The 19,174-nt window shown below is 37.1% G+C and carries 18 protein-coding genes; 13 read left to right on the forward strand and 5 right to left on the reverse strand.

Annotated features, from left to right (window positions below; genetic code table 11):
* Positions 1-108 precede the first annotated feature (108 nt).
* Complete coding sequence (locus WC747_03515; GenBank protein MFA5999058.1) at positions 109-567, forward strand: hypothetical protein; 459 nt, start codon at positions 109-111, stop codon at positions 565-567.
* Between the two features lie 40 nt (positions 568-607).
* On the opposite strand, the gene WC747_03520 is transcribed toward WC747_03515, so the two are convergent.
* Positions 608-1,843: a hypothetical protein gene (locus tag WC747_03520; protein ID MFA5999059.1), complete on the reverse strand. Its 1,236-nt coding sequence runs from the start codon at positions 1,841-1,843 to the stop codon at positions 608-610.
* A gap of 166 nt (positions 1,844-2,009) precedes the next feature.
* Between WC747_03520 and WC747_03525 the strand changes: the two genes are divergently transcribed.
* From WC747_03525 to WC747_03535, 3 genes are read left to right on the forward strand one after another with little or no spacing between them, the layout of a single operon-like run.
* Positions 2,010-2,546 carry a nucleotide exchange factor GrpE gene (locus WC747_03525; protein ID MFA5999060.1) on the forward strand — a complete coding sequence of 179 codons (537 nt, stop codon included), beginning with the start codon at positions 2,010-2,012 and terminating at the stop codon, positions 2,544-2,546.
* A gap of 27 nt (positions 2,547-2,573) precedes the next feature.
* Entirely contained in the window at positions 2,574-2,927 is a 354-nt protein-coding gene (locus tag WC747_03530; GenBank protein MFA5999061.1) for a hypothetical protein, read from the forward strand.
* A 1-nt stretch (position 2,928) separates the two neighbouring features.
* Complete coding sequence (locus WC747_03535) at positions 2,929-3,576, forward strand: hypothetical protein (protein ID MFA5999062.1); 648 nt, start codon at positions 2,929-2,931, stop codon at positions 3,574-3,576.
* Here WC747_03535 and WC747_03540 read toward each other — a convergent pair.
* A complete protein-coding gene (locus WC747_03540) occupies positions 3,542-4,648 on the reverse strand; it encodes a hypothetical protein (protein ID MFA5999063.1) in 1,107 nt (368 codons plus the stop codon). The two genes, WC747_03535 and WC747_03540, sit on opposite strands and share 35 nt — an antisense overlap.
* Positions 4,649-4,782: 134 nt before the next feature.
* Between WC747_03540 and WC747_03545 the strand changes: the two genes are divergently transcribed.
* Positions 4,783-5,445, forward strand: coding sequence for a hypothetical protein (locus WC747_03545; GenBank protein ID MFA5999064.1), 663 nt, complete (start codon positions 4,783-4,785; stop codon positions 5,443-5,445).
* Between the two features lie 2 nt (positions 5,446-5,447).
* On the opposite strand, the gene lepA is transcribed toward WC747_03545, so the two are convergent.
* Positions 5,448-7,265 (reverse strand): translation elongation factor 4, encoded by a 1,818-nt coding sequence (gene lepA / locus WC747_03550; GenBank protein ID MFA5999065.1) that lies wholly within the window; start codon positions 7,263-7,265, stop codon positions 5,448-5,450.
* A 250-nt stretch (positions 7,266-7,515) separates the two neighbouring features.
* Between lepA and WC747_03555 the strand changes: the two genes are divergently transcribed.
* The 8 genes from WC747_03555 (at position 7,516) to WC747_03590 (ending at position 17,167) form a co-directional block, all read left to right on the forward strand.
* Positions 7,516-8,760, forward strand: a complete 1,245-nt coding sequence (locus tag WC747_03555; protein MFA5999066.1) for a glycoside hydrolase family 18 protein — start codon at positions 7,516-7,518, stop codon at positions 8,758-8,760.
* 153 nt (positions 8,761-8,913) lie between these two features.
* Positions 8,914-11,406 (forward strand): DNA gyrase subunit A, encoded by a 2,493-nt coding sequence (gyrA, locus tag WC747_03560; protein MFA5999067.1) that lies wholly within the window; start codon positions 8,914-8,916, stop codon positions 11,404-11,406.
* Between the two features lie 86 nt (positions 11,407-11,492).
* Positions 11,493-12,665: a DNA-processing protein DprA gene (gene dprA, locus WC747_03565; GenBank protein ID MFA5999068.1), complete on the forward strand. Its 1,173-nt coding sequence runs from the start codon at positions 11,493-11,495 to the stop codon at positions 12,663-12,665.
* Positions 12,666-12,739: 74 nt separating this feature from the next.
* Positions 12,740-13,210 carry a rhodanese-like domain-containing protein gene (locus tag WC747_03570; GenBank protein ID MFA5999069.1) on the forward strand — a complete coding sequence of 157 codons (471 nt, stop codon included), beginning with the start codon at positions 12,740-12,742 and terminating at the stop codon, positions 13,208-13,210.
* A 185-nt stretch (positions 13,211-13,395) separates the two neighbouring features.
* Positions 13,396-13,662, forward strand: a complete 267-nt coding sequence (rpmF, locus tag WC747_03575; GenBank protein MFA5999070.1) for a 50S ribosomal protein L32 — start codon at positions 13,396-13,398, stop codon at positions 13,660-13,662.
* A 211-nt stretch (positions 13,663-13,873) separates the two neighbouring features.
* Positions 13,874-14,596: a hypothetical protein gene (locus WC747_03580; protein ID MFA5999071.1), complete on the forward strand. Its 723-nt coding sequence runs from the start codon at positions 13,874-13,876 to the stop codon at positions 14,594-14,596.
* 47 nt (positions 14,597-14,643) lie between these two features.
* Positions 14,644-16,068: a glutamate--tRNA ligase gene (gltX, locus tag WC747_03585; protein MFA5999072.1), complete on the forward strand. Its 1,425-nt coding sequence runs from the start codon at positions 14,644-14,646 to the stop codon at positions 16,066-16,068.
* Positions 16,069-16,087: 19 nt separating this feature from the next.
* The gene (locus WC747_03590; protein MFA5999073.1) at positions 16,088-17,167 is read left to right on the forward strand and encodes an ACP S-malonyltransferase; all 1,080 of its coding nucleotides are present in this window, start codon (positions 16,088-16,090) and stop codon (positions 17,165-17,167) included.
* 62 nt (positions 17,168-17,229) lie between these two features.
* On the opposite strand, the gene WC747_03595 is transcribed toward WC747_03590, so the two are convergent.
* Both WC747_03595 and WC747_03600 read right to left on the reverse strand, forming a co-directional pair.
* Positions 17,230-18,141 carry a YicC/YloC family endoribonuclease gene (locus WC747_03595; protein ID MFA5999074.1) on the reverse strand — a complete coding sequence of 304 codons (912 nt, stop codon included), beginning with the start codon at positions 18,139-18,141 and terminating at the stop codon, positions 17,230-17,232.
* Positions 18,142-18,169: 28 nt separating this feature from the next.
* On the reverse strand, positions 18,170-18,886 hold the full coding sequence (locus WC747_03600) for a YebC/PmpR family DNA-binding transcriptional regulator (protein MFA5999075.1): 717 nt from the start codon (positions 18,884-18,886) through the stop codon (positions 18,170-18,172).
* Positions 18,887-19,174 lie beyond the last annotated feature (288 nt).

Genomic DNA, 19,174 nt, shown 5'->3' on the forward strand with positions numbered 1-19,174 from the left:
GACTTTTAAATGGAGGTTTATTAGGGTGATCCGCCAGCCTGCCCGGCGTAGCTTTACGCGAAGCATGGGTCGCCTATTGGCTATGGCGGACTAGAAATGGAGGTTTTTATGAACAAGCAAAGTATGTTTTATTTGATATTGTTTTTCAATATTATGCAGACTGGCAGGGTGTTTTCGCACATGCACAGCACTCATTATCGCACAATTGATCCGATGGTTGATTTTCGAGCTCCTCAGTCACTGACAGAGCGGATGCAGGAAGGTTTGATAGCTGTTGAAGGAATGCTGCAAGGCTCATCTGGTAACGCAGAAGGCTTAGGTGCGGTACTGTCTGATGTTTTATCTGAGCTAACTGTGCTCAGTGATGTGTACGGTAGCATGATTGGCAAGTCTAATATAAACAGAGTCTACAACGAGGATCGTGAGTATTTACAAAAAATGATTGATCGAATCGATAGTATGATTCACGAGCTTGAAAGATCGGTAAACTTATCGGATGAAGATGAATCAGTGTTGCAAGAAAATATTGAATTGGTTGGACAATTACGTAGCAAAATGGGCGTGTAACACATTAATGTGTTACAAACTAGTTTGACAAACTTGTTTGTTAAAAATCATACATAATGCTTAAGTTGGCTTGTCCTGAAATTACTGAAGTTTTAAAAGTAGACTTTCCATAAACGGGAAGGATGTAAACTAATTTGAGCTGTGGCAAACATTTTTTATCTTCACTGGCGTAACAATCAATTTCTGCCGAGAAGGTTAGCCACATCATCTCCCATGGTCTGTGCACAGGGAAAGCATTGATAATGCTGTTGGGGAATTTATCGTTATCCCAAGACTGATAGGTAGTTTTAAATTGTTTGCTGTAAGAAACTCCTGTAAATAGTGAAACTCTTGGAATAAAATGTTCTGCTTCAATGTAAGCGCCTGCGTAAACAAATGGTCTATGGTATATGGCGCAAAATCCTTTTTCTGGTAAAAAAACGAGATTGTTATCTCTTGTCGTAGGAAGAGAAATTCTTTGAATCGTTGGGGCATACGGCATAAGCGTTCCCGTTGCTCCTATGTTTAGCCAATCATATAAACCGACAGTAGCACTTGCTTGAATAGGCAGTCGTATAGCTCCAATATCATTAGTTGCAATGTCAAACAAGGCAGTTGTCTGAGGTTCGATATTCGTTTCAGGTAAAGCAAAGCCCGCTTTAATAGAAAAATCAATAAAATCGATATGTGTAAAATTTTGAAAGTTTTGTGCATAACCTATGGTGAAATAGGTAGGTCCTATAGTTGCATCATAAAATTTTCCACCTAATGATTTGTCGTAAATTAGTTTATTTAATGTATTAAGATATTTTTTAAGTTCTGTGTCGGCATCAATTTCTGTTTCAGACAAAAGTAAGCAATTGTTTTTTGCTGGTGCAATAAGTAGATTTTGTAGCTTTATGTATGACAATGAAGATACGAAAGTGAAATAAAAATGCTCGCCAATGTTTTGAACGTACCAAAAAGCACCACTTGTCGCTGTTAGGCGTCCTGAAATTAAAGCTTTTCCTACAGACTGAGAATCGTTGAAAGGTAATGATCGATCGATAATTCGTTTAAGTAGTGTTTCTGTTCCTTGATACGCAAGGAGGCCAACTTTTTGTCCGCTACAATCGTAAGAATTTTCTGATTTATAATATGAAAGTGAAGCTCCAACTGTTTTGAGATCTTTGGTGGCATATTGAGGAGTTGGAAATGATATGGATGGTGCTCCAAAAGTTGTATACATACCATACATATTTTGTGACGAAACAATGACAAAGAGAGCAAGAATCAAAAAAGATGATTTTAATTTCATAATATTTAAAATTTATATTTTAATGTACGTATTTTTATTTTTACTTAAGATGCTTTTTACTTGTTAAGCATAGTTTTTATGTTAACGTAAAAGTCTTTTTCTTTGGCCTTTTTTTTGTTACATTGTTTAGTGTTACATAATCTTAGTATCAAGAAAAGGTCTTTTTATGGAATCAGAAAAAAAGAATCAAAATTGCTGCGATCACGATCTAGAAGATCAAGTCGAACAAAACAATAATCACGAAGAAGTAGATCAAAATCTTCAAGGCTCTAAAGATGAAATATCAATGTGCGTTGCTGAACTTTCAATCTGGAAAGATCAATGTAAAAGAATTTCTGCTGAATATGAAAATTTTAAAAGAAGAACTGAACGCGATCAAGCTCGCTCTGCTGAGATAGCAAAAGAATCGATTCTTTTCGAGTTACTGTCATTTGTTGATACGTTTGAAATGGCGTTGAAACAAAAGAGTGAGGCTAATACTGCTGGAATTGAAATGTCATATCAAGCATTACTTAAATTACTGCAAAAACATAATGTCGTTGTAATGAAATCTACCGAAACATTTGATCCGGAATTTCATGAAGCTGTGATGCAAGTGCAATCTGACAAACATCAATCGGGCGATATCGTTGAAGTTCTTTCAAAAGGCTTTACGATGAAAGATCGTGTTTTGCGTCCAGCAAAAGTTTCAGTCGCTGTATAAAAAATTAAGGAAACAGTTAAGGATTATATGAATAAAAAATTACTTTTGTCAGTCATATTGTGTTTGGGTCTTTGCAAAGAGGTTGAATCTTCTGAAGTAATGGAAAAAGTTATGAATGGCATGAATGTTGTATCTATTGTGAAAACTATAAGTTGCATGAAATGTCCAAAGTATGAAAATGATTATGAGCAAAATATCGAAATTCTTGCACGTAATTTTGGACCAGCTTTACTTGTTACTGCGCAGTTAAGTCTTTTGACTTGTTCTTTACTGAAAGAAGATAGTTCACACATAGATTTTTGTGGCAAGTGTTATCCTTATAAAGAAATAGATAAGGCTAACAATGCGAATTTATTTATTTCGATACTTAATTTTATGTAACATGAATAAAAAATTAATTTGGTCAGCTTTATTTATTTTTGGTGCTTACAAAAATATCATGTGTTCTCAGGACTTTAAAAAAGGATTAGAGCTTGGCGCTGTTGGCATTTCTTTACTAGCATCTGCTTTAGAGGCGCACAGTAATTGCTCATCAAACTCTTCATTTCATAGAGCTCTTGGAAAAAATTACTCAGAACGCAAAATTGCAGAAGATATCTATGCTCCTATAAGCGTTGCAACGATTCAACTAGCTACTTTAGCTTGTTCACGAGCTTCAAATAATAATAATTGCGCTGTGTTAAATTGTGTTGTTTCTGCATTAAATATTGTGCGAATTAGTTACACTAACTTTGTGAAAACTTCAAAGCAACAAGATTTATTAGCGCAATCAATTAAAAATCAAAATTCTGCCTCAAAAACTATTGAAGATTATGATAAATTTATACAGCAGCTAGAGTCTGTCATTGAAGATTCTTTGACGCGAGACCGTAAGGGTCAAGAGTTAACTCCAAAGACTTTGCAAGCAGTAGATGAATGGAGAAAGGCTGTGCAAGAAGCTTCTGATAACAGTTCATCAGTTTTGTCAGATAATAGTGGAGCTGCTGTTAGCAGAATTACTTCATCATCGCAAGAAAGACTTCAATCATAATTAATGTAACGATTAAAATAGAAATTAAATCTTCTCGATTTGCATCAACTTTATTTTGATACACGTAACGAATCTCTTTGATAATGTTTAATTTTTTATCGATAGATTTTTGCCAGCTTCGTAAATCAAGCTGTTTAATTATCAGATCGTAAATTTCTGAGAAGTAGGCTTCACCAGCAAGTTTAATACTGCTTTCAAGGCGTTCTGTGATCACAGAGATATCTACTTTTAATTTATTCAAATCACCAATCGGATCAAAATAACGTGACCCAATAAATGGCATGTATGAAAGCAACGGTAAGTTTTGAACTTTGCGTTCATACAATGTTGCGAGTTGTTTATCTAAAAGTTTATCGAAATAATGAAGCTCAAGCTGTTGAATGTTTCCGAGTTCAAAGAAATCTAAAAGTTCTTTGTACTGAGGGTCGTACACAAATGCCGCTTGAGTATCGATAATGATTAGATCTTTTTTAAAGTAACCAACTGACGAATCGATGATTGCTTCTTTTTGAAAATCTGAAAGTGATTCAGTTTCAAAGCGAAGAAGCGATGCTATGTCGTGACCGTATTGTTCTTTTATTTCGCCACCAGTTATATTTTTGTTGATGTTGATTTGTATAACGGTATAAGTCGATTTGAGATGAAAGAAATTCGGTTTAACGATAAACGGTTTTATTTTTTTATAAATTGAGTATGCATCATTAACGCTTTGTTTTTGATATTTTTCATCAAGCTTAACCAGAGTTGTTCGTAAATCTTGTAGTGTTTCTGATACTGGAACTTTGTAGGTGAGTGAAACTGCACCGAATTGATGAATTTTGCTGCTAATGCATCGTGAATTTTCATGAGGGTGAGGCAGTTCAATTTCTAAAGGAAGGTGATAGTGTTTGAAAAATTTCGATACGTGTACGTGACCAGTCTGAATTTCTTTACATTGTTTTATTGCTTTGAAGTCGATATCGAACCCAATGTCAAAAGCTGCGAAAATATAAATATTTCCTGAAAAAACTGGATTGTCGGCTGTATGGATCTGGGTACTATGAGTATCAAGCGTATCTGAGACATTTTTCATAATTAAGGCTTCCTTATTTTTTTGAATTTACTGTGCGCCTTAAAAAAATCAACCAAAATGTTTTTTTGGTAACTATTGAAAGCGCAATTCAAATTTGATTATCCTAAGTATATCAGAAATCTAGGGGACGGAATATGAATTTGATATATAAACGATTTTACAGACTCTTTGGAATAGTTTGTGGCTTCTTTTTAACGTTGCAGGCTGGCAGTGGCACTTTTGAGCGTTCATTTACTTTAAAACCAGTCAGGATTTCAGTATCGTCTCAAAACTTTCTCAAGCAAATTTCTTCAAGCTTAATGTTAATACTCTCAAAAATACGATCAGATAGTGGTAATCAAGACGTTAAAGACATCGTCCAATTATGTGTTGAAATGAATAATTTGTTGCGGCAAAAAGAGTTTTTAACACATGATCACCATGTGAAAATTCAAAAAATAATAGAACTTCAAAAAAAATGCTTGGCAGTCAAGACCAAGCCCGTCAAAATTGATGTTGATGCTGTCAGTGAGCTGCTAAAAGAGACTAAAGAAGCTTTTGATGTAACCAATTTGCGAGGCTTTGAACCTGACGGCCGGTATATTAAAAAATTTCTTTCCGATTTATCTGAACCACATGCTGAGTTACATAAACGAAGACAAGTGCTTGATACGATAGCAAATATCAGTGATATCATCACTCATTTTGATGGCGTGATGATTACCGACTATGATGTAGTTGTGCTTTTTTATACAGCATCAGCTCTATTTTTGGAGGCTTTATCTGTATTTTTGGAAGTGCAAACTAGGCTGAAATAAATCTATTTTTTCAAGATTGTTAAGAATGCTTCTGACGGAACAGAAACGGTACCAACTTGTTTCATACGTTTTTTACCTTCTTTTTGTTTTTCAAGAAGTTTTCGTTTTCGAGAAACGTCACCACCGTAACATTTTGCTGTCACGTTTTTACGAAGAGCAGAAATACGTTCACGTGATAAAATCTTTGCGCCGATTGCAGACTGGATAATGACTTCAAACATTTGGCGCGGGATAACTTTTGCAAGTTTTTCTACTAATTCTCGACCGATTTTATCTGCTTTGCTGCGATGTACTATCACAGAAAGTGCGTCTACCGGGTCACCATTGAGCAAAATATCCATTTTGATTAAATCAGATACTTCATAACCTGCAGGCTCATAATCAAAGCTTGCGTATCCAGAGCTGATTGATTTAAGCGTGTCATAAAAATCAGTTGCGACTTCGTTGAGCGGTAGCATGTAGCTTAAAACAGCACGATCTTCATCCAGGAAGGACATATCTTTTTGAATGCCACGTTTCTCTTGGCATAAAGCTAAAACGTTTCCTAGGTACTGTTTTGGTACAATGATGGTACTTAGAAGCATTGGCTCTAAGATTTGTTTAATTCTGTTTGGATCTGGAAAGTCGGCAGGATTTTCAATTGAAATTCTGCCTTGATCATGATTTAAATCAATGTGATACATAACGCTTGGCGATGTAGCAATAATGCTTAAATCATATTCTTGTTCAAGACGTTGTTTAAAAACATCCATGTGCAATAGTCCTAAAAATCCACAACGGAATCCAAGGCCAAGAGCTGTACTTGTTTTTTTCTCAACGTTTACGCTTGCGTCGTTGAGGGTTAATTTTTCAATTGCTTCTGCAAGAAGTTCAAACTCTGTGCTTTCAACGGGGAAAATTCCGGCAAATACCATAGACTTTGCAGGTTTAAATCCTGGAAACGGCGTAACGCTGGTTTTGCTGATAGAAACAGTATCTCCAACGCGCGCTTCTTTAATTGTTTTCATTCCAGTGATGATGTAGCCCACTTGTCCGGCATACAAAGCATCCATTGCAAGTTGTTCAGGGTACATTAAACCAAGCTCTAAAATTTCATGTTTGCAATTACTTTGATGAAGATAAACGTGATCCCCTTTTCTCAAAATACCGTCTTTGATTGCAACAAGGCAAATGACTCCACGATATTCGTCATACCATGAATCGAAAAGAAGGGCTTTAAGAGGTAAATCACGATCGGACTTAGGAGCTGGCATACGTGTGACAATAGCTTCCAAGATGTCATTCATGCCGACGCCTGTTTTGGCTGAGCATGAAATAATTTCTTCTGGCATAAAATCAAACAAGCTGTACAGCTCATTAGCTATTTTTGGAACGTTTGCATTAGGCAAATCTATTTTGTTGAGCAATGGAATGATTTTTAAATCTTGCTCGTATGCTAAATAAAAGTTGGCCATTGTTTGAGCTTGGACACCTTGAGCAGCATCAACAAGGAGCAAAGCCCCTTGGCATGCGTACAGTGACCGAGAGACTTCATAACTGAAATCTACGTGTCCTGGTGTATCAATTAAATTTAAAAGATAGGTTTCACCTTTGTAATCATAAAACATTGAGGCGGTTTGTGCTTTGACCGTGATGCCGCGCTCTTTTTCAACTTGCAGCTTATCTAAAAATTGCACGTTGAGCCCTGTACGTGTTGAAAGGGTACCGGTAATTTCGAGCAGTCGATCTGCTAAAGTCGATTTACCATGATCAATGTGGGCAATGATTGAGAAGTTCCTGATTTTGTCAGGGGTGAATTGCTGCAAATTTATTTTTTTCATGCAGGTAGTTTAAGGTATTACTTTAGTTTTGTAAATACGAATTCGATATTAAAAAATATCGATCAATGCGCATTAATCATTGCGTGACAAATTGTTCGTTTTTGTCACCTCGCGACAATTCTATCTGAATTAATATTGCAAAAATCGCTTAATACTCTTGAATTTTCGATTTAGCAATTGTTACTATTGATACAAGTTACCAGGGATACACGTTCGTGGATCCTTAGGCAAGTCTAAAAATGGGGGTTTTATGAGGTTTTCAATTGTTGCGACCAGCTTTTTAATGTTCGTTCTTTTTTTAACGCATGCTATTTGTTTTACGCAGGCAGCATGTCCAACGCCAGTTCCTGATCGGTACAGCAAGGTTAAGCCGGGAAAGATTGTTGCCGCATATTTTGCTAGTTGGGATAAATATGGTCAGTACAAGGTTGCAGATATTGAGCCGATTGCCAAAACGCTTACCCATATAATTTATGCATTTGCTAAACCAAATCCAAGCACTGGTCTATGTGAGCTGCTTGACCCGTGGGCAGACGTTGGTGCTAATTTTGAGCATCGAAAAAAAGCTGGCGGCCATTTTGGTGAGCTGCTGCAACTTAAACAAAAACATCCACATTTAAAAATTCTTTTATCTATCGGTGGTGGATCTCATAGCAAGCATTTGCCTGAAATTGCTCGAGGCGGTATGACCAAACAATTTGTAAAGTCTGCGGTAAAGCTGCTTGATGAGTATGAATATAATTTTAATCATTCTGGAGATGGGTCAGAAAAACAGCATTCTTTCCTGTACTCAGAATTGTTTGATGGTATTGATTTAGATTGGGAATGGCCAGGAAGCACCGTTTCAGGTGATATGGTTGTGGCGTATCATGATATGGTTGCATTGTTTAAAAAAGAATTACATAAGCGGTCTAAAAAGCTAGGCAGAAAATCGATATTTACCTGTGCCGTTCAGGTACATCCAAGCATTATCGAAGATTTAAAGTTGGGACTCATTGCTGAGTATGTCGATTGGTTTAACGTGATGGCATATGACTTTGGTGGGGCAACAGCACCAGGCGTAAGTCTTAATGCTCCGATTTGTAACCAATGGTCACGGTATAGCGTTGATGGATCGATAAATGCTTTGATCGATTCAGGTGTATCGCCAGAAAAATTAGTGCTTGGAATTCCTTTGTACGGTCATGTATTTGATAAAACTCAGGAAAAAATAGGATCACTTTTTGAGCGCACTGAAAAAACAGGTTCTTTGCGCTATGAAAAAATTAAAGATTTATATATCGACAATCCAGCATGCCATGCCAAGTGGCATAAAAAGTCTCACGTTCCTTATGTGTTTTGCCCAGATGATGGCATTTTTGTGAGTTATGATGATGAGCGTTCAGTGAAAGCTAAGGTTGATTATGCTCGGCAGAAATTGCTTCAAGGGGTAGTTTTTTGGAGGCTTTCTGGCGATGATAAGAAGCACAGTTTAGTCAAAGCAGCTTCAAGATAAATATAAAGTTTATGCAACCGTTCTGAGTTCTTCTATCCTTGTGGTTTTTGTCTGCTTGTAGTATCCTTGTACTTATAGATCTTTATGATATTGACAAGAAAATACTACGCATAGTAGATTAAACAAAATTGAATGTTTTCAAAGAGGATTGCAATGAGTTCTGATACAAATCAAGAAAATAAAAAACCTGAAATTTCCCCGATTTTAATTGAAGATGAGTTAAAGTCATCGTTTCTTGATTATGCAATGTCTGTTGTTGTATCAAGGGCAATTCCCGATGTTCGTGATGGTTTAAAACCAGTTCACCGTCGTGTAGTCTACACGATGCATAGCTTAGGATTCGTTTATAATAAATCATATCACAAATCAGTGCGCGTTGTGGGTGAAGTGCTCGGACGTTTCCATCCGCACGGTGATCAAGCTGTGTACAACACCATGGTTGGTATGGTTCAAGATTTTTCAAAAAGATATCCTCTTTTGGATGGTCAAGGAAACTGGGGTTCTGTTGATGGTGATAATGCAGCGGCGATGCGTTATACCGAAGTAAGAATGGAAAAAATATGTTCAGAGCTTCTTGCTGATATTTCAAAAGAAACCGTTGATTTCGTTCCAAACTTTGATGAATCAACTGTTGAACCGATTTTACTTCCAACAAAATTTCCAAATCTTTTAGTCAATGGTACTGCAGGTATTGCAGTTGGTATGGCTACATCGATTCCACCACATAACTTTGGTGAAGTAATTGATGGTTGCCTCGCAATTTTAAAAAATAAAAATATCTCAGATGACGAATTATTTCGTTTAATTCCTGCTCCAGATTTTCCAACAGGCGGTATCATTTGTGGTCGCGCAGGAATTGTAAAAGCATATCAAACAGGTCGTGGCAGCTTAGTGTTGCGCGGTGTGGTTGCAGAAGAAGAAGGTAAAAAAGGTACACAATTAGTGATTACCGAATTACCGTATCAAGTTAATAAATCTGAATTGATCATTAAGATCGCTGACTTAGTTAAAGATAAAATCGTCGAAGGTATTTCAAATATTCGTGATGAGTCTGACAAAAAAGGTATGCGTTTGGTCATTGAGCTCAAAAAGGGCGATATTCCAAGCGTTACGCTCAATCAGCTGTATAAACATACATCGCTTCAAACAACAGTATCTTTCTTGATGTTAGCGCTTCTTGATAACAAACCGATTGTGTTCTCTTTACGTCGTATCCTTGATGAGTTCTTAGTTCATCGTCGTACGATCATCATGAGACGTACTGAGTATGATTTGAAAAAAGCTCAAGCACGTGAACACATCTTGGTAGGGCTTTTGATTGCGCTTGATAACATTGATAAAGTTATTGAACTTTTAAAACTTTCAAAATCAGCACAAGAAGCAATTGAGAAGTTAAACGATGTTTATATGTTGTCTTTAGAACAAGCTAAAGCGATTCTTGAAATGAGACTTCAGCGTTTGACTGGTCTTGAGCAAGAAAAATTACATGAAGAAACAAAAGAATTAAAAACTCTCATTGCTCAATTGCAAATTCTTTTGCAAGACGTAGCGGTTCTTGATAAAGAAATAGTTAGAGAGCTTGTTGAGCTTAAAGAGCAATATGGTGACAAGCGTCGTAGCAGAATTGAAGGTCCGATCGATTTACTTTCAGATCTTGATTTAGTTCCAGAAGAAGATGTGGTTGTTACGTTAACTCGTAAAGGTTACATCAAGCGCGTTACTCTTAAAACATACGAAGTTCAGCATCGTGGCGGAAAAGGCAAAATGGGTATGGCATCACTCGATGATTTCGATGATATCGTACAAGATTTGTTTGTAACCACAACTCATGGCGACTTACTATTCTTTAGTAATTTTGGTCGTGTGTATTGCATGAAGGTGTATGAAATACCAGAAGGTTCACGTATCTCTAAGGGTCGTGCATTGGTAAATCTATTGCCTCTTCAAGAAGGTGAATACGTTGTCAAATTACTTGATTCTGGTGACCTTGCAGATAAATATGTCGTGATGGTAACTCGTGATGGAAGCGTTAAGCGTACACTCGGTGATCATTTTACTAAAATTCGTTGTACTGGAATTCGAGCATTAAGCTTGAACGAAGGTGACGAGCTTGTCTTCTGTTCAGTGTGCACTGAAGATAATTCAATTGTAATCGCAACTAAATTAGGTCAAGGAATTCGCTTTAAAGCATCAGAAGTTCGTAGCATGGGACGTCAGGCTGCAGGTGTACGCGGTATTCGCATACGCAAAGATGACGCTGTCGTTGGTATGGAAGTTATTAGCGATGATCGCGATATCTTGTTTGCAACAGCTCGTGGCTATGGAAAACGAACTAAGATTGAAGATTTCCGTGTAGCACATCGTGGTGGTGTTGGTGTTAGAACTATTCCAACAGGTACACGTAACGGTGATGTGATTGGTTTAGTACACGTGAGCGATGATTCAGAAATCTTGTTGATTGATAAAGCTGGAAAAATTATCAGAATTTCTCCAAAAGAAGTTCGCACTATGGGCCGTCAAGCTCAGGGTGTTCGATTAATTCGTCTGGATGATTCGCAAGAGCTTTCATCAGTCGTTGCCTTTGTAGGTATGCCAGCTGAGCAGTCAGACGGCGAGCAGCGAGATCAAGAATCTGAAAAAGAATAATCCATTTTAAATATGTAAAAAAAGGTAGCAGGTGTAAAAACTTGCTACCTTTTTCGTTTTAATACCACGGAAAAATAATAATTTTTATGAATACAGAGCATACCATTTTACATCTATCACTTATCGAAAATCTTTATCCAAAGTTTGTGCAGCAATTGATTGAAAAAATAACGGTAGAAAAGTTGCCAGAGATTTATACCTATACAGCACAAGATTTTATAGGTCTTGGTTTTCCCCAAGATAAAACACCGTTGCTTGTCGCTGGGCTTAAAGATATGGCACGCTTGCACAAAGAATTACAACTTGTAGAGCAACATAACGTTACAGTCATTACATTGTGGTGCCCTGAGTACCCAGCTCTCTTAAAACAGATTGATGCTGCTCCTTTGGTTTTATATTGCCAAGGTGACGTGCGTCTTTTTGAAAATGAAAAAACGATCGCTTGTGTGGGTGCTCGCAAAGCTCATAGATATGTGGACGATGCTTTAATGATGCTCGTCGTGCCGATGATTGAAGATGGTTGGGTCGTTGTCAGTGGTGGAGCTGCTGGTGCTGATACCTACGCGCATCAAATAGCACTTAATCATAAAGGCAAAACGATTGTGGTAGTTGGTTCTGGACTCTGTCATGTGTATCCTCCGCAAAATAGACCACTTTTTGAGAAAGTTGTGTACGATGGTGGTTTGATTGTCAGCTGTTTTCCGATGAATATGGCTTCATTTCCTTATAATTTTCCTATTCGTAATCGAATAATATCTGGACTTTCCAAAGGTTGCTTAGTGCTTCAGGCTGCATCTAAAAGTGGCGCTTTAATCACTGCGCAGTTTGCCTTGGAGCAAGGGCGTGAAGTGTTTGCTGTGCCGGGACCAATTTTTGATCCGCTCAGTGCTGGGTGTCATGATTTAATTCAACAAGGAGCCAAGCTGGTAACGTGCACTCAAGATATTTTAGATGAACTGTCTTACCCTGGAAAAGTCGCTCAAGTTCAAATGAAGATTTTGGCTGATTCTGAAAAAATAAAAAATGACGATGTATCGTCATCCCCTCGTAAGCAGGGACCCAAATCAGCTATTTCTGATCTCTCTAACTTTGATGAGGTTGAATTATCTATCTTGCATTACACAGTTACGCCGGTCACCGCGGAGTTTTTGCTTTCAAAGGTTGGGGTAAGTATTGATGCTTTACAATCAAAACTGTTTAGTCTGAGCCTTGATGGTAAAATTTGTCAGGATTCCATTGGTTTATGGAAACGGGTTTGATAAATTCTTGAAATTATGACCGCCTTTTTGGTACGGTTTTTTTGAAATATTCGAATTTTGTTTTGGGGAGTAAGATGAAAATTTCAAAAATGTTTAGTTTGGTTTTCCTAACTGTTTATCCGCATCAAGGTCTTGCGGCAGACTTTGTAGAGATGCCACTGATTTCAGCAAAAGACCTACAAGTAGAGATGCAAGCACAAACTGGACAATCGGTTAAAGGCAACAACAGGCGAAAATTTTACAAAAATCAAAATTTGCTCGTTATTAATGTTTTATCCCCATCGATTTGCTCAGATTGTCATATTCCTGGATCAATCAATGTTCCTCTTCATACTCTGACAAAAAAATCTCAAGATTGGCGTAAGGATGCTAATATTGTTCTTCATTGTGCCAGCTTGCATTGCCCTTTGAGTCGGTATGCTTTTGAGATGCTCAGCAAGCTCGGATTTACTCGGATACGGGTATTTGATGGTGGCCTGCAAGAGTGGACAGCAGAAAAATTTCCACGAGTTGGACGTTGTAGGGCTGGGTATCTACGCTTTTAGGGGTTGATTTACGAAAAAACCGCATTCTTACATGGTATTAGGTCGAGCGACTTTTGCTTAAAATAACTGCGTACGCAGAAACTTTTGCTTTTTGACTCGTATTTTTGTATATTGTTCTTATGATATTGAAGCAATTTCATTGGAATCTTTAAAATTTAAACGTCTTAAAAAATCAGGAATACAACATGCCATGTCCCAAACGAAAAACGTCGAAGGCTCGTCGCAATCAACGTTCTGCTAACAAAGGCCTAGAAGTTCAAACTTTCACACATTGCCCAAACAGTGGCGTTCCTGTAATGCCTCACATTGTATGTTTGGAAAGTGGATTTTACAAAGGTGTTAAAGTTATAGCGACAAAAGCTGACAGACTTGTTTTAAGAAATCAAAGACGTCAAACTCAAGAAGCTCGCAAAAGCAAGGCTTCAGAGCAAGCTCCAAGCGAAAAAGAATAATCGACCGTTAGCGGTTTATAAATAAAAATAGGCACTTAAAAGAGTGCCTATTTTTATTAGAAGCATTTATAAGAACAAGATTAACGTCTTGATTGCCGCATCTATATTTGAATTCGGGTTGTTTTTATTGAAATTTTTCGTGTCTGTGGTAATTTTGAGGTAGTCAAAAAAGGTTACTTTTTTATATTCAAGGTAGGATTTTATTATGAGCATGCATCCAAAATTTCAAAAAAATGTTTCATCTTTTTATGCAACACTGCAAGGACAATTCTCTGCAAAATACGCTAAAGAAGTTTTAATCGGAGTAGCGATCGTAACTATTCTTGGTGGAGGTTATTTTCTAAATAAATTATATGTACAAAGCCGTGAAGAGCGTGCGTTTGTAGCTTTAAGTGAAGTTGTCGAATCATTTACACATTCACAGCAAGTCACGCAAGGCTTAGACTTGGCAAAAGATCAAGAAAAAATTGAGCAAGCATGGCAGGATACTGAAACTTTATTGAACGCACTGCATAAAGAACATATGAGCTCATATCTTGCTCCATATTTTTTAATTTTTAAATCTCAAGTCATTCTTGAAAAAACGAATGATTTGCAGGAAGCTCTTAAAATTCTTGATGAAGCTTTGGCTCAAATGCCAAAAAATTCTGCAATGAGTAGCTTGTTTCAAATGAAACGCATCAAAATGGGCTTTGACAGTAAGCAGGAAGATGCTCAAAAACAGGCTTTGCAAGATTTAACGGTGATAGCAGAAGATAGTTCAAACCCTGCTTTCCAGGAAGCTTTGTATAATCTTGGAGTTTATTATTTATATGCTGGTGATGTTGAAAAATCACAAGAAGCATTTAAGCAATTGGTTGCGAGTGAAAGCGCATCAGCTCTCTTGAAATCTCCATGGGTTGAGCAAGCTAAAGAAAAATTAATAGTAGCCTAATAATTACTACATTAGTAACTATTGAGTGAGAAATATCGAAAAAATATATGAATCCACAAAATAACAAACCTGTGCGCGTGCGATTTGCGCCATCGCCTACAGGAAATTTACACATCGGCTCGTTGCGAACAGCACTTTTTAATTGGTTGTTTGCACGACATCACAACGGAACATTTCTCATCCGCGTTGAAGATACTGACGTGGTCAGATCGACGAAAAAGTTCGAACACTCATTGATGGAAAGTCTAGCGTGGACGGGTATCATTTCAGATGAACCACTTATGTATCAAGCGTCTCGCATGGAACTGTATCGACAGTTTGCTGAGCAACTGCTTAAAGAAAATAAAGCATACAAATGTTTTTGCACAGAAGTTGAACTTCAAGAAAAACGTGAAGCTACTCAGGAACGTCAAGATACGTATCAGTATGATAAAAGATGTCGTGCTTTAGTAGACAGTGATTCATCAAACCAGAAACCATTTGTTGTTCGGTTTAAAGTAGTTATCGACAGCGAAAATTTTATCTTTGCAGATGATATTAAAGGGCAAGTTTCAATTCCAGCAGAGCAGGTTGATGATTTTGTTCTCTTGCGATCTGATGGAACGGTGACCTATAATTTTGCCAACGTTATCGATGATAACGAAATGCAAATCACTCAAGTTATTCGTGGCGAAGAGCATCTTTTCAACACTCCAAAACAGATTTTATTATATCAAGCATTTGGATATGAGGCTCCGAGCTATGCGCACATTCCTTTAATTTTAGGACCATCAGGTCAGAAATTAAGTAAACGGGATGGTGCTACATCGGTGGTTGAATATAAAAAAGAAGGATATTTGCCTCAAGCTTTGTGCAATTATTTAGTTCGCTTGGGCTGGTCTCATGGGGATCAAGAAATTTTTACACAGCAAGAAATGATTGAGCATTTTTCATTGCATGGCATTAACCGTAGCGGTGCAAAATTTGACATTGAAAAATTGAAGTGGGTTAATAGCTTTTACATTAAAGCACTAACACCAGCTGCAATCATAGAGCTTTTTGCAAAAGATTTGGAAAAAGATATTGCTCAAGATACTCCAGATTTAACAGACGAGCAGCGTCAAGCTTGGGTTACTTTGTACCAGGATCGATCAAGTACCTTAAAAGAGTTATACGATCAGGTTGTAAAATCATATAACCTTCCAGCAAGCTATGATTGGGAAAATTTACGTAAATTGATTGAAAAAGACTCAGTCATTATTTTACAGTTGTTGCAACAAGAGTTTGTAAATCTTGAATTTGAAAAGCATCAGCTATCAGAAAAAGTGAAAGCATTCTGTAAGTTGCATAACTATAAAATGTCAGAAATTGCACAGTTGTTACGCTTTGCTTTGACTGGATCTATTTCTGGACCATCTATTTTTGACATGATGGTATTGCTTGGATCTCGAGAAGTACAAAAAAGAATATCGGGAGTGATAGCAGAATTTTAAAATAATGTAGGGGGGATATATGTCAAAACGTATTGGGGTGATTTTTCCTGGATATGGTGAGCAGTTTGTCGGGATGGGTAAAGATATCTACGACGAAGTGCGCATAGTCCAGGAATTTTTTGAACAAGCTGCAGGAACTGCAGACATCAATTTTGTAAAACTGTTATTTGCTTCCTCTGATGAAGAAATTTCTTCAATTCGTTATTCATATTTAGCGATTTATCTTTTTGAAGTTTCTTTGTATGAAGTTTTGCATGAAAAAGGGTTACGTCCTGATTTTGTAGCGGGATATGGGATTGGTGAATACGCTGCGGCATATGCATCTCGGTCTCTTAACTTTTTTGACGCTTTGTACGTTTTAAATAAATATGCCCAATTTTACGATGAATTTATGAAAGACAAAGATTATACCGTTCTGCGTATTTTCCGTGAATTTGACATGGAATCTATAGAAGAATTGTGCAAAAAAAAATCAACAGAAGCTCAGCCTGCATATGTTTCTGCACAAAACACCGACAAAGCATTTTATATTGCTGGAGCTGAAAAAACTATTTCAAAAATTCAAAATTATTGCGCGCAAGAAGTGATTCGAAAAGTTAAAGTGATTGGTGCAGGATATGGACTTCATAGTCCTTTGATGGATGAAGTGGTTGAACGATTAAAACCGTACTATCATAAAATTCAATTTAAGCCGCTTCAAGTTCCTGTCATCACCAACGTTGATGCTGTTTATGTTACCGGTCATGAGGCATTGGAATCAGCAATGATGAGAAAGATTAACAACCGTGTGCAATGGTTTGAAGTGATGAAGGGCTTTGAAGGATGTGATGTTATCGTAAGTGTCGGGCCCGGAGCGCAGTTGATTGAATGGTTTAAAGAAACATATCCAGATAAAGAGTATTACACAGTGTCTAACTTAAAAGATGTTGCAGCTATTGAGTCTCTCTTTTTTACTCATGTGCCGACAGTTGAAGACCAGATTATAATTTCATCAGGTCATAAGACTCAAGAGTCAGAAGAGAAGAAAGATTTACATGAAGCTGATTTGGTTAATGAACTTCCATCAGATTTTGATGATGAAGATGAAGACGAAGACTAAAAAATAGCATAGAAGTTTTAAGAGGCATGTCGCTTTATAGGTGACATGCCTCTTAATTTTTTTTACAAAATGTTTTGAGCTTGTTCTCGAGCTTTTTCCAAATCAGTTTTGATATCGATGGTCAAAGAACTGATAGAAATTTGAGAGCATTTAGAAGCAATCGTGTTTGTTTCACGGTTTAATTCTTGCAAGGTAAAATCTAATTTTTTACCTTTTGATTGGTTGTCTTCTTTGAGAATTTGTACGATGTTTGTAACGTGAGATGTTGCACGAACTATTTCTTCGTTGATATCAATTTTTTCAAGTTCAGCAAGAAGTGTAATTTTTTGATTATCTAAAAGACAGTTGCTTACAGAAAGTTCTTCGTTTGCTGAATTTTGTAAGCAAGTGATCAAAGTCTCAAGATCTTGTTTTTTAGTGACAATAGCTTTACCAGATGCTGTTTTGATGAGTGCTAATTTTTTTGTAATTTCTTTTACATGAAATTCGATATCATCTGATAGCACTTGGCCTTCTGTTTTACGTGTTATAATCAGACTGTCAGCAAGATCTTCAATAGCTTTTAAAATATTTTCTTCAGCTTTACTGTTCAAGCTTTCTTCTTCGATGTGCAAAATATTAGGAAGCTGGAGAAGCGTCTGAAGTGACACTTCTTCTTTGAGATCACAAGTTTTTTGAATTATTTTGATAGCTTCTAGATATCCTTTGATCGTTGTTAAAGATGGAATTACAACATGCTTGGTTGAATCGTGTTGGATTTTAATCGTGAGGTAGACATGACCACGTTCTAATTTTTTTTTCAAAATACGCTGAATTAACACTTCGCAGTTGTTAATGAGATACGGCAATTTGCACGTAGCTTCAAAGTAGCGTGAATTTAAAGATTTAAGATGCAACGAAAGTGAAAGTTTTTCTGTTGCATTGATAGGAATTTCGACAATTGCAGATGCAAATCCGGTCATACTTTGGGTCATAAAAAATTACTCATTTATCGAATGAAATTCATCCGATGTTGGTGTAGACGTTTTGTACGTCATCATATTCTTCTATTTTTTCAAGCAAATTGAATGCTTTTTCTTCAGCATCAGCATCAAGTTCAATTAAGTTTTTAGCAACCCACTCAAGCTGTGAGTTATCAACTTTAATGCCCATGCCTTTTACTGCTTCAGTTACTTCATGCAAACTTGCAATCGGCATACTGACGGTAAGCGTTCCATCTTGAATTGAAATATCATTAATTTCAAAATCTAATAATCTTTCAAAAATTTGATCTTCAGTTAGTCCTGCAGGAGCATGTGCTCGTACGATGCCAAGACGTTCAAACATCCAGCCAATAGCGCCTGTTTCTGCGAGCGTGCCACCATTGCGGGAAAAAATATGGCGTAATTCAGCGACAACGCGATTTTTATTATCAGTAAGAACTTCAATGATAATTGCTGTGCCGCCTGGACCATGTCCTTCATAGGTGATTGCTTCATAGCTTACACCTGGAAGTTCTCCAGTACCTTTTTTAATAGCCCGTTGAATGTTTTCAAGAGGCATATTGATATCTTTTGCTTCATCAACAAGGTGTCGGAGTCTTGGATTGCCAGCAGGGTCTCCGCCTGATTTAGCGGCTATGGTTATTTCTCGAACGAGTTTAGTAAATTCTTTACCCCGTTTAGCGTCTTCTTTAGCTTTTTTATGCTTTATATTGGCCCATTTGGAATGACCTGACATGTTTCTGACTCCTCATATGCAAAAATCGATCAATTCTACATTTATACACTATCTTAGACTAACTTGTTATAAGCAATTTGTCGAATCAGGATATTAAAAAACAAATACCCCTCGATACAAAATCGCAAGCGATTTCACTCGGGGCGAACGACGAAAAAAATAATTTATAAAAATGTCGTTCGTCTCGATCCAGTCTACGCATTCTTTCGCCCACCCGTCGTTCGTCCCGAGTGTTCTGCTTTAGCAGAATGTATCGAGGGATAAAAAAGCTTCGACGGACCTGGTGTT

It is taken from the genome of Candidatus Babeliales bacterium (assembly GCA_041660205.1).
In the GTDB taxonomy this organism is placed as follows: domain Bacteria; phylum Babelota; class Babeliae; order Babelales; family Chromulinivoraceae; genus JACPFN01.

Coding starts and splice junctions, on each gene's coding strand:
- WC747_03535 (MFA5999062.1), top strand. CDS start 2,929: ATGAATAAAAAATTAATTTGGTCAGCTTTATTTATTTTTGGTGCTTAC.
- gltX (MFA5999072.1), top strand. CDS start 14,644: ATGAATCCACAAAATAACAAACCTGTGCGCGTGCGATTTGCGCCATCG.
- WC747_03600 (MFA5999075.1), bottom strand. CDS start 18,886: ATGTCAGGTCATTCCAAATGGGCCAATATAAAGCATAAAAAAGCTAAA.
- rpmF (MFA5999070.1), top strand. CDS start 13,396: ATGCCATGTCCCAAACGAAAAACGTCGAAGGCTCGTCGCAATCAACGT.
- WC747_03580 (MFA5999071.1), top strand. CDS start 13,874: ATGCATCCAAAATTTCAAAAAAATGTTTCATCTTTTTATGCAACACTG.
- WC747_03530 (MFA5999061.1), top strand. CDS start 2,574: ATGAATAAAAAATTACTTTTGTCAGTCATATTGTGTTTGGGTCTTTGC.
- WC747_03555 (MFA5999066.1), top strand. CDS start 7,516: ATGAGGTTTTCAATTGTTGCGACCAGCTTTTTAATGTTCGTTCTTTTT.
- WC747_03595 (MFA5999074.1), bottom strand. CDS start 18,141: ATGACCCAAAGTATGACCGGATTTGCATCTGCAATTGTCGAAATTCCT.
- WC747_03515 (MFA5999058.1), top strand. CDS start 109: ATGAACAAGCAAAGTATGTTTTATTTGATATTGTTTTTCAATATTATG.
- WC747_03525 (MFA5999060.1), top strand. CDS start 2,010: ATGGAATCAGAAAAAAAGAATCAAAATTGCTGCGATCACGATCTAGAA.
- gyrA (MFA5999067.1), top strand. CDS start 8,914: ATGAGTTCTGATACAAATCAAGAAAATAAAAAACCTGAAATTTCCCCG.
- WC747_03590 (MFA5999073.1), top strand. CDS start 16,088: ATGTCAAAACGTATTGGGGTGATTTTTCCTGGATATGGTGAGCAGTTT.
- lepA (MFA5999065.1), bottom strand. CDS start 7,265: ATGAAAAAAATAAATTTGCAGCAATTCACCCCTGACAAAATCAGGAAC.
- WC747_03545 (MFA5999064.1), top strand. CDS start 4,783: ATGAATTTGATATATAAACGATTTTACAGACTCTTTGGAATAGTTTGT.
- WC747_03570 (MFA5999069.1), top strand. CDS start 12,740: ATGAAAATTTCAAAAATGTTTAGTTTGGTTTTCCTAACTGTTTATCCG.
- WC747_03540 (MFA5999063.1), bottom strand. CDS start 4,648: ATGAAAAATGTCTCAGATACGCTTGATACTCATAGTACCCAGATCCAT.
- dprA (MFA5999068.1), top strand. CDS start 11,493: ATGAATACAGAGCATACCATTTTACATCTATCACTTATCGAAAATCTT.
- WC747_03520 (MFA5999059.1), bottom strand. CDS start 1,843: ATGAAATTAAAATCATCTTTTTTGATTCTTGCTCTCTTTGTCATTGTT.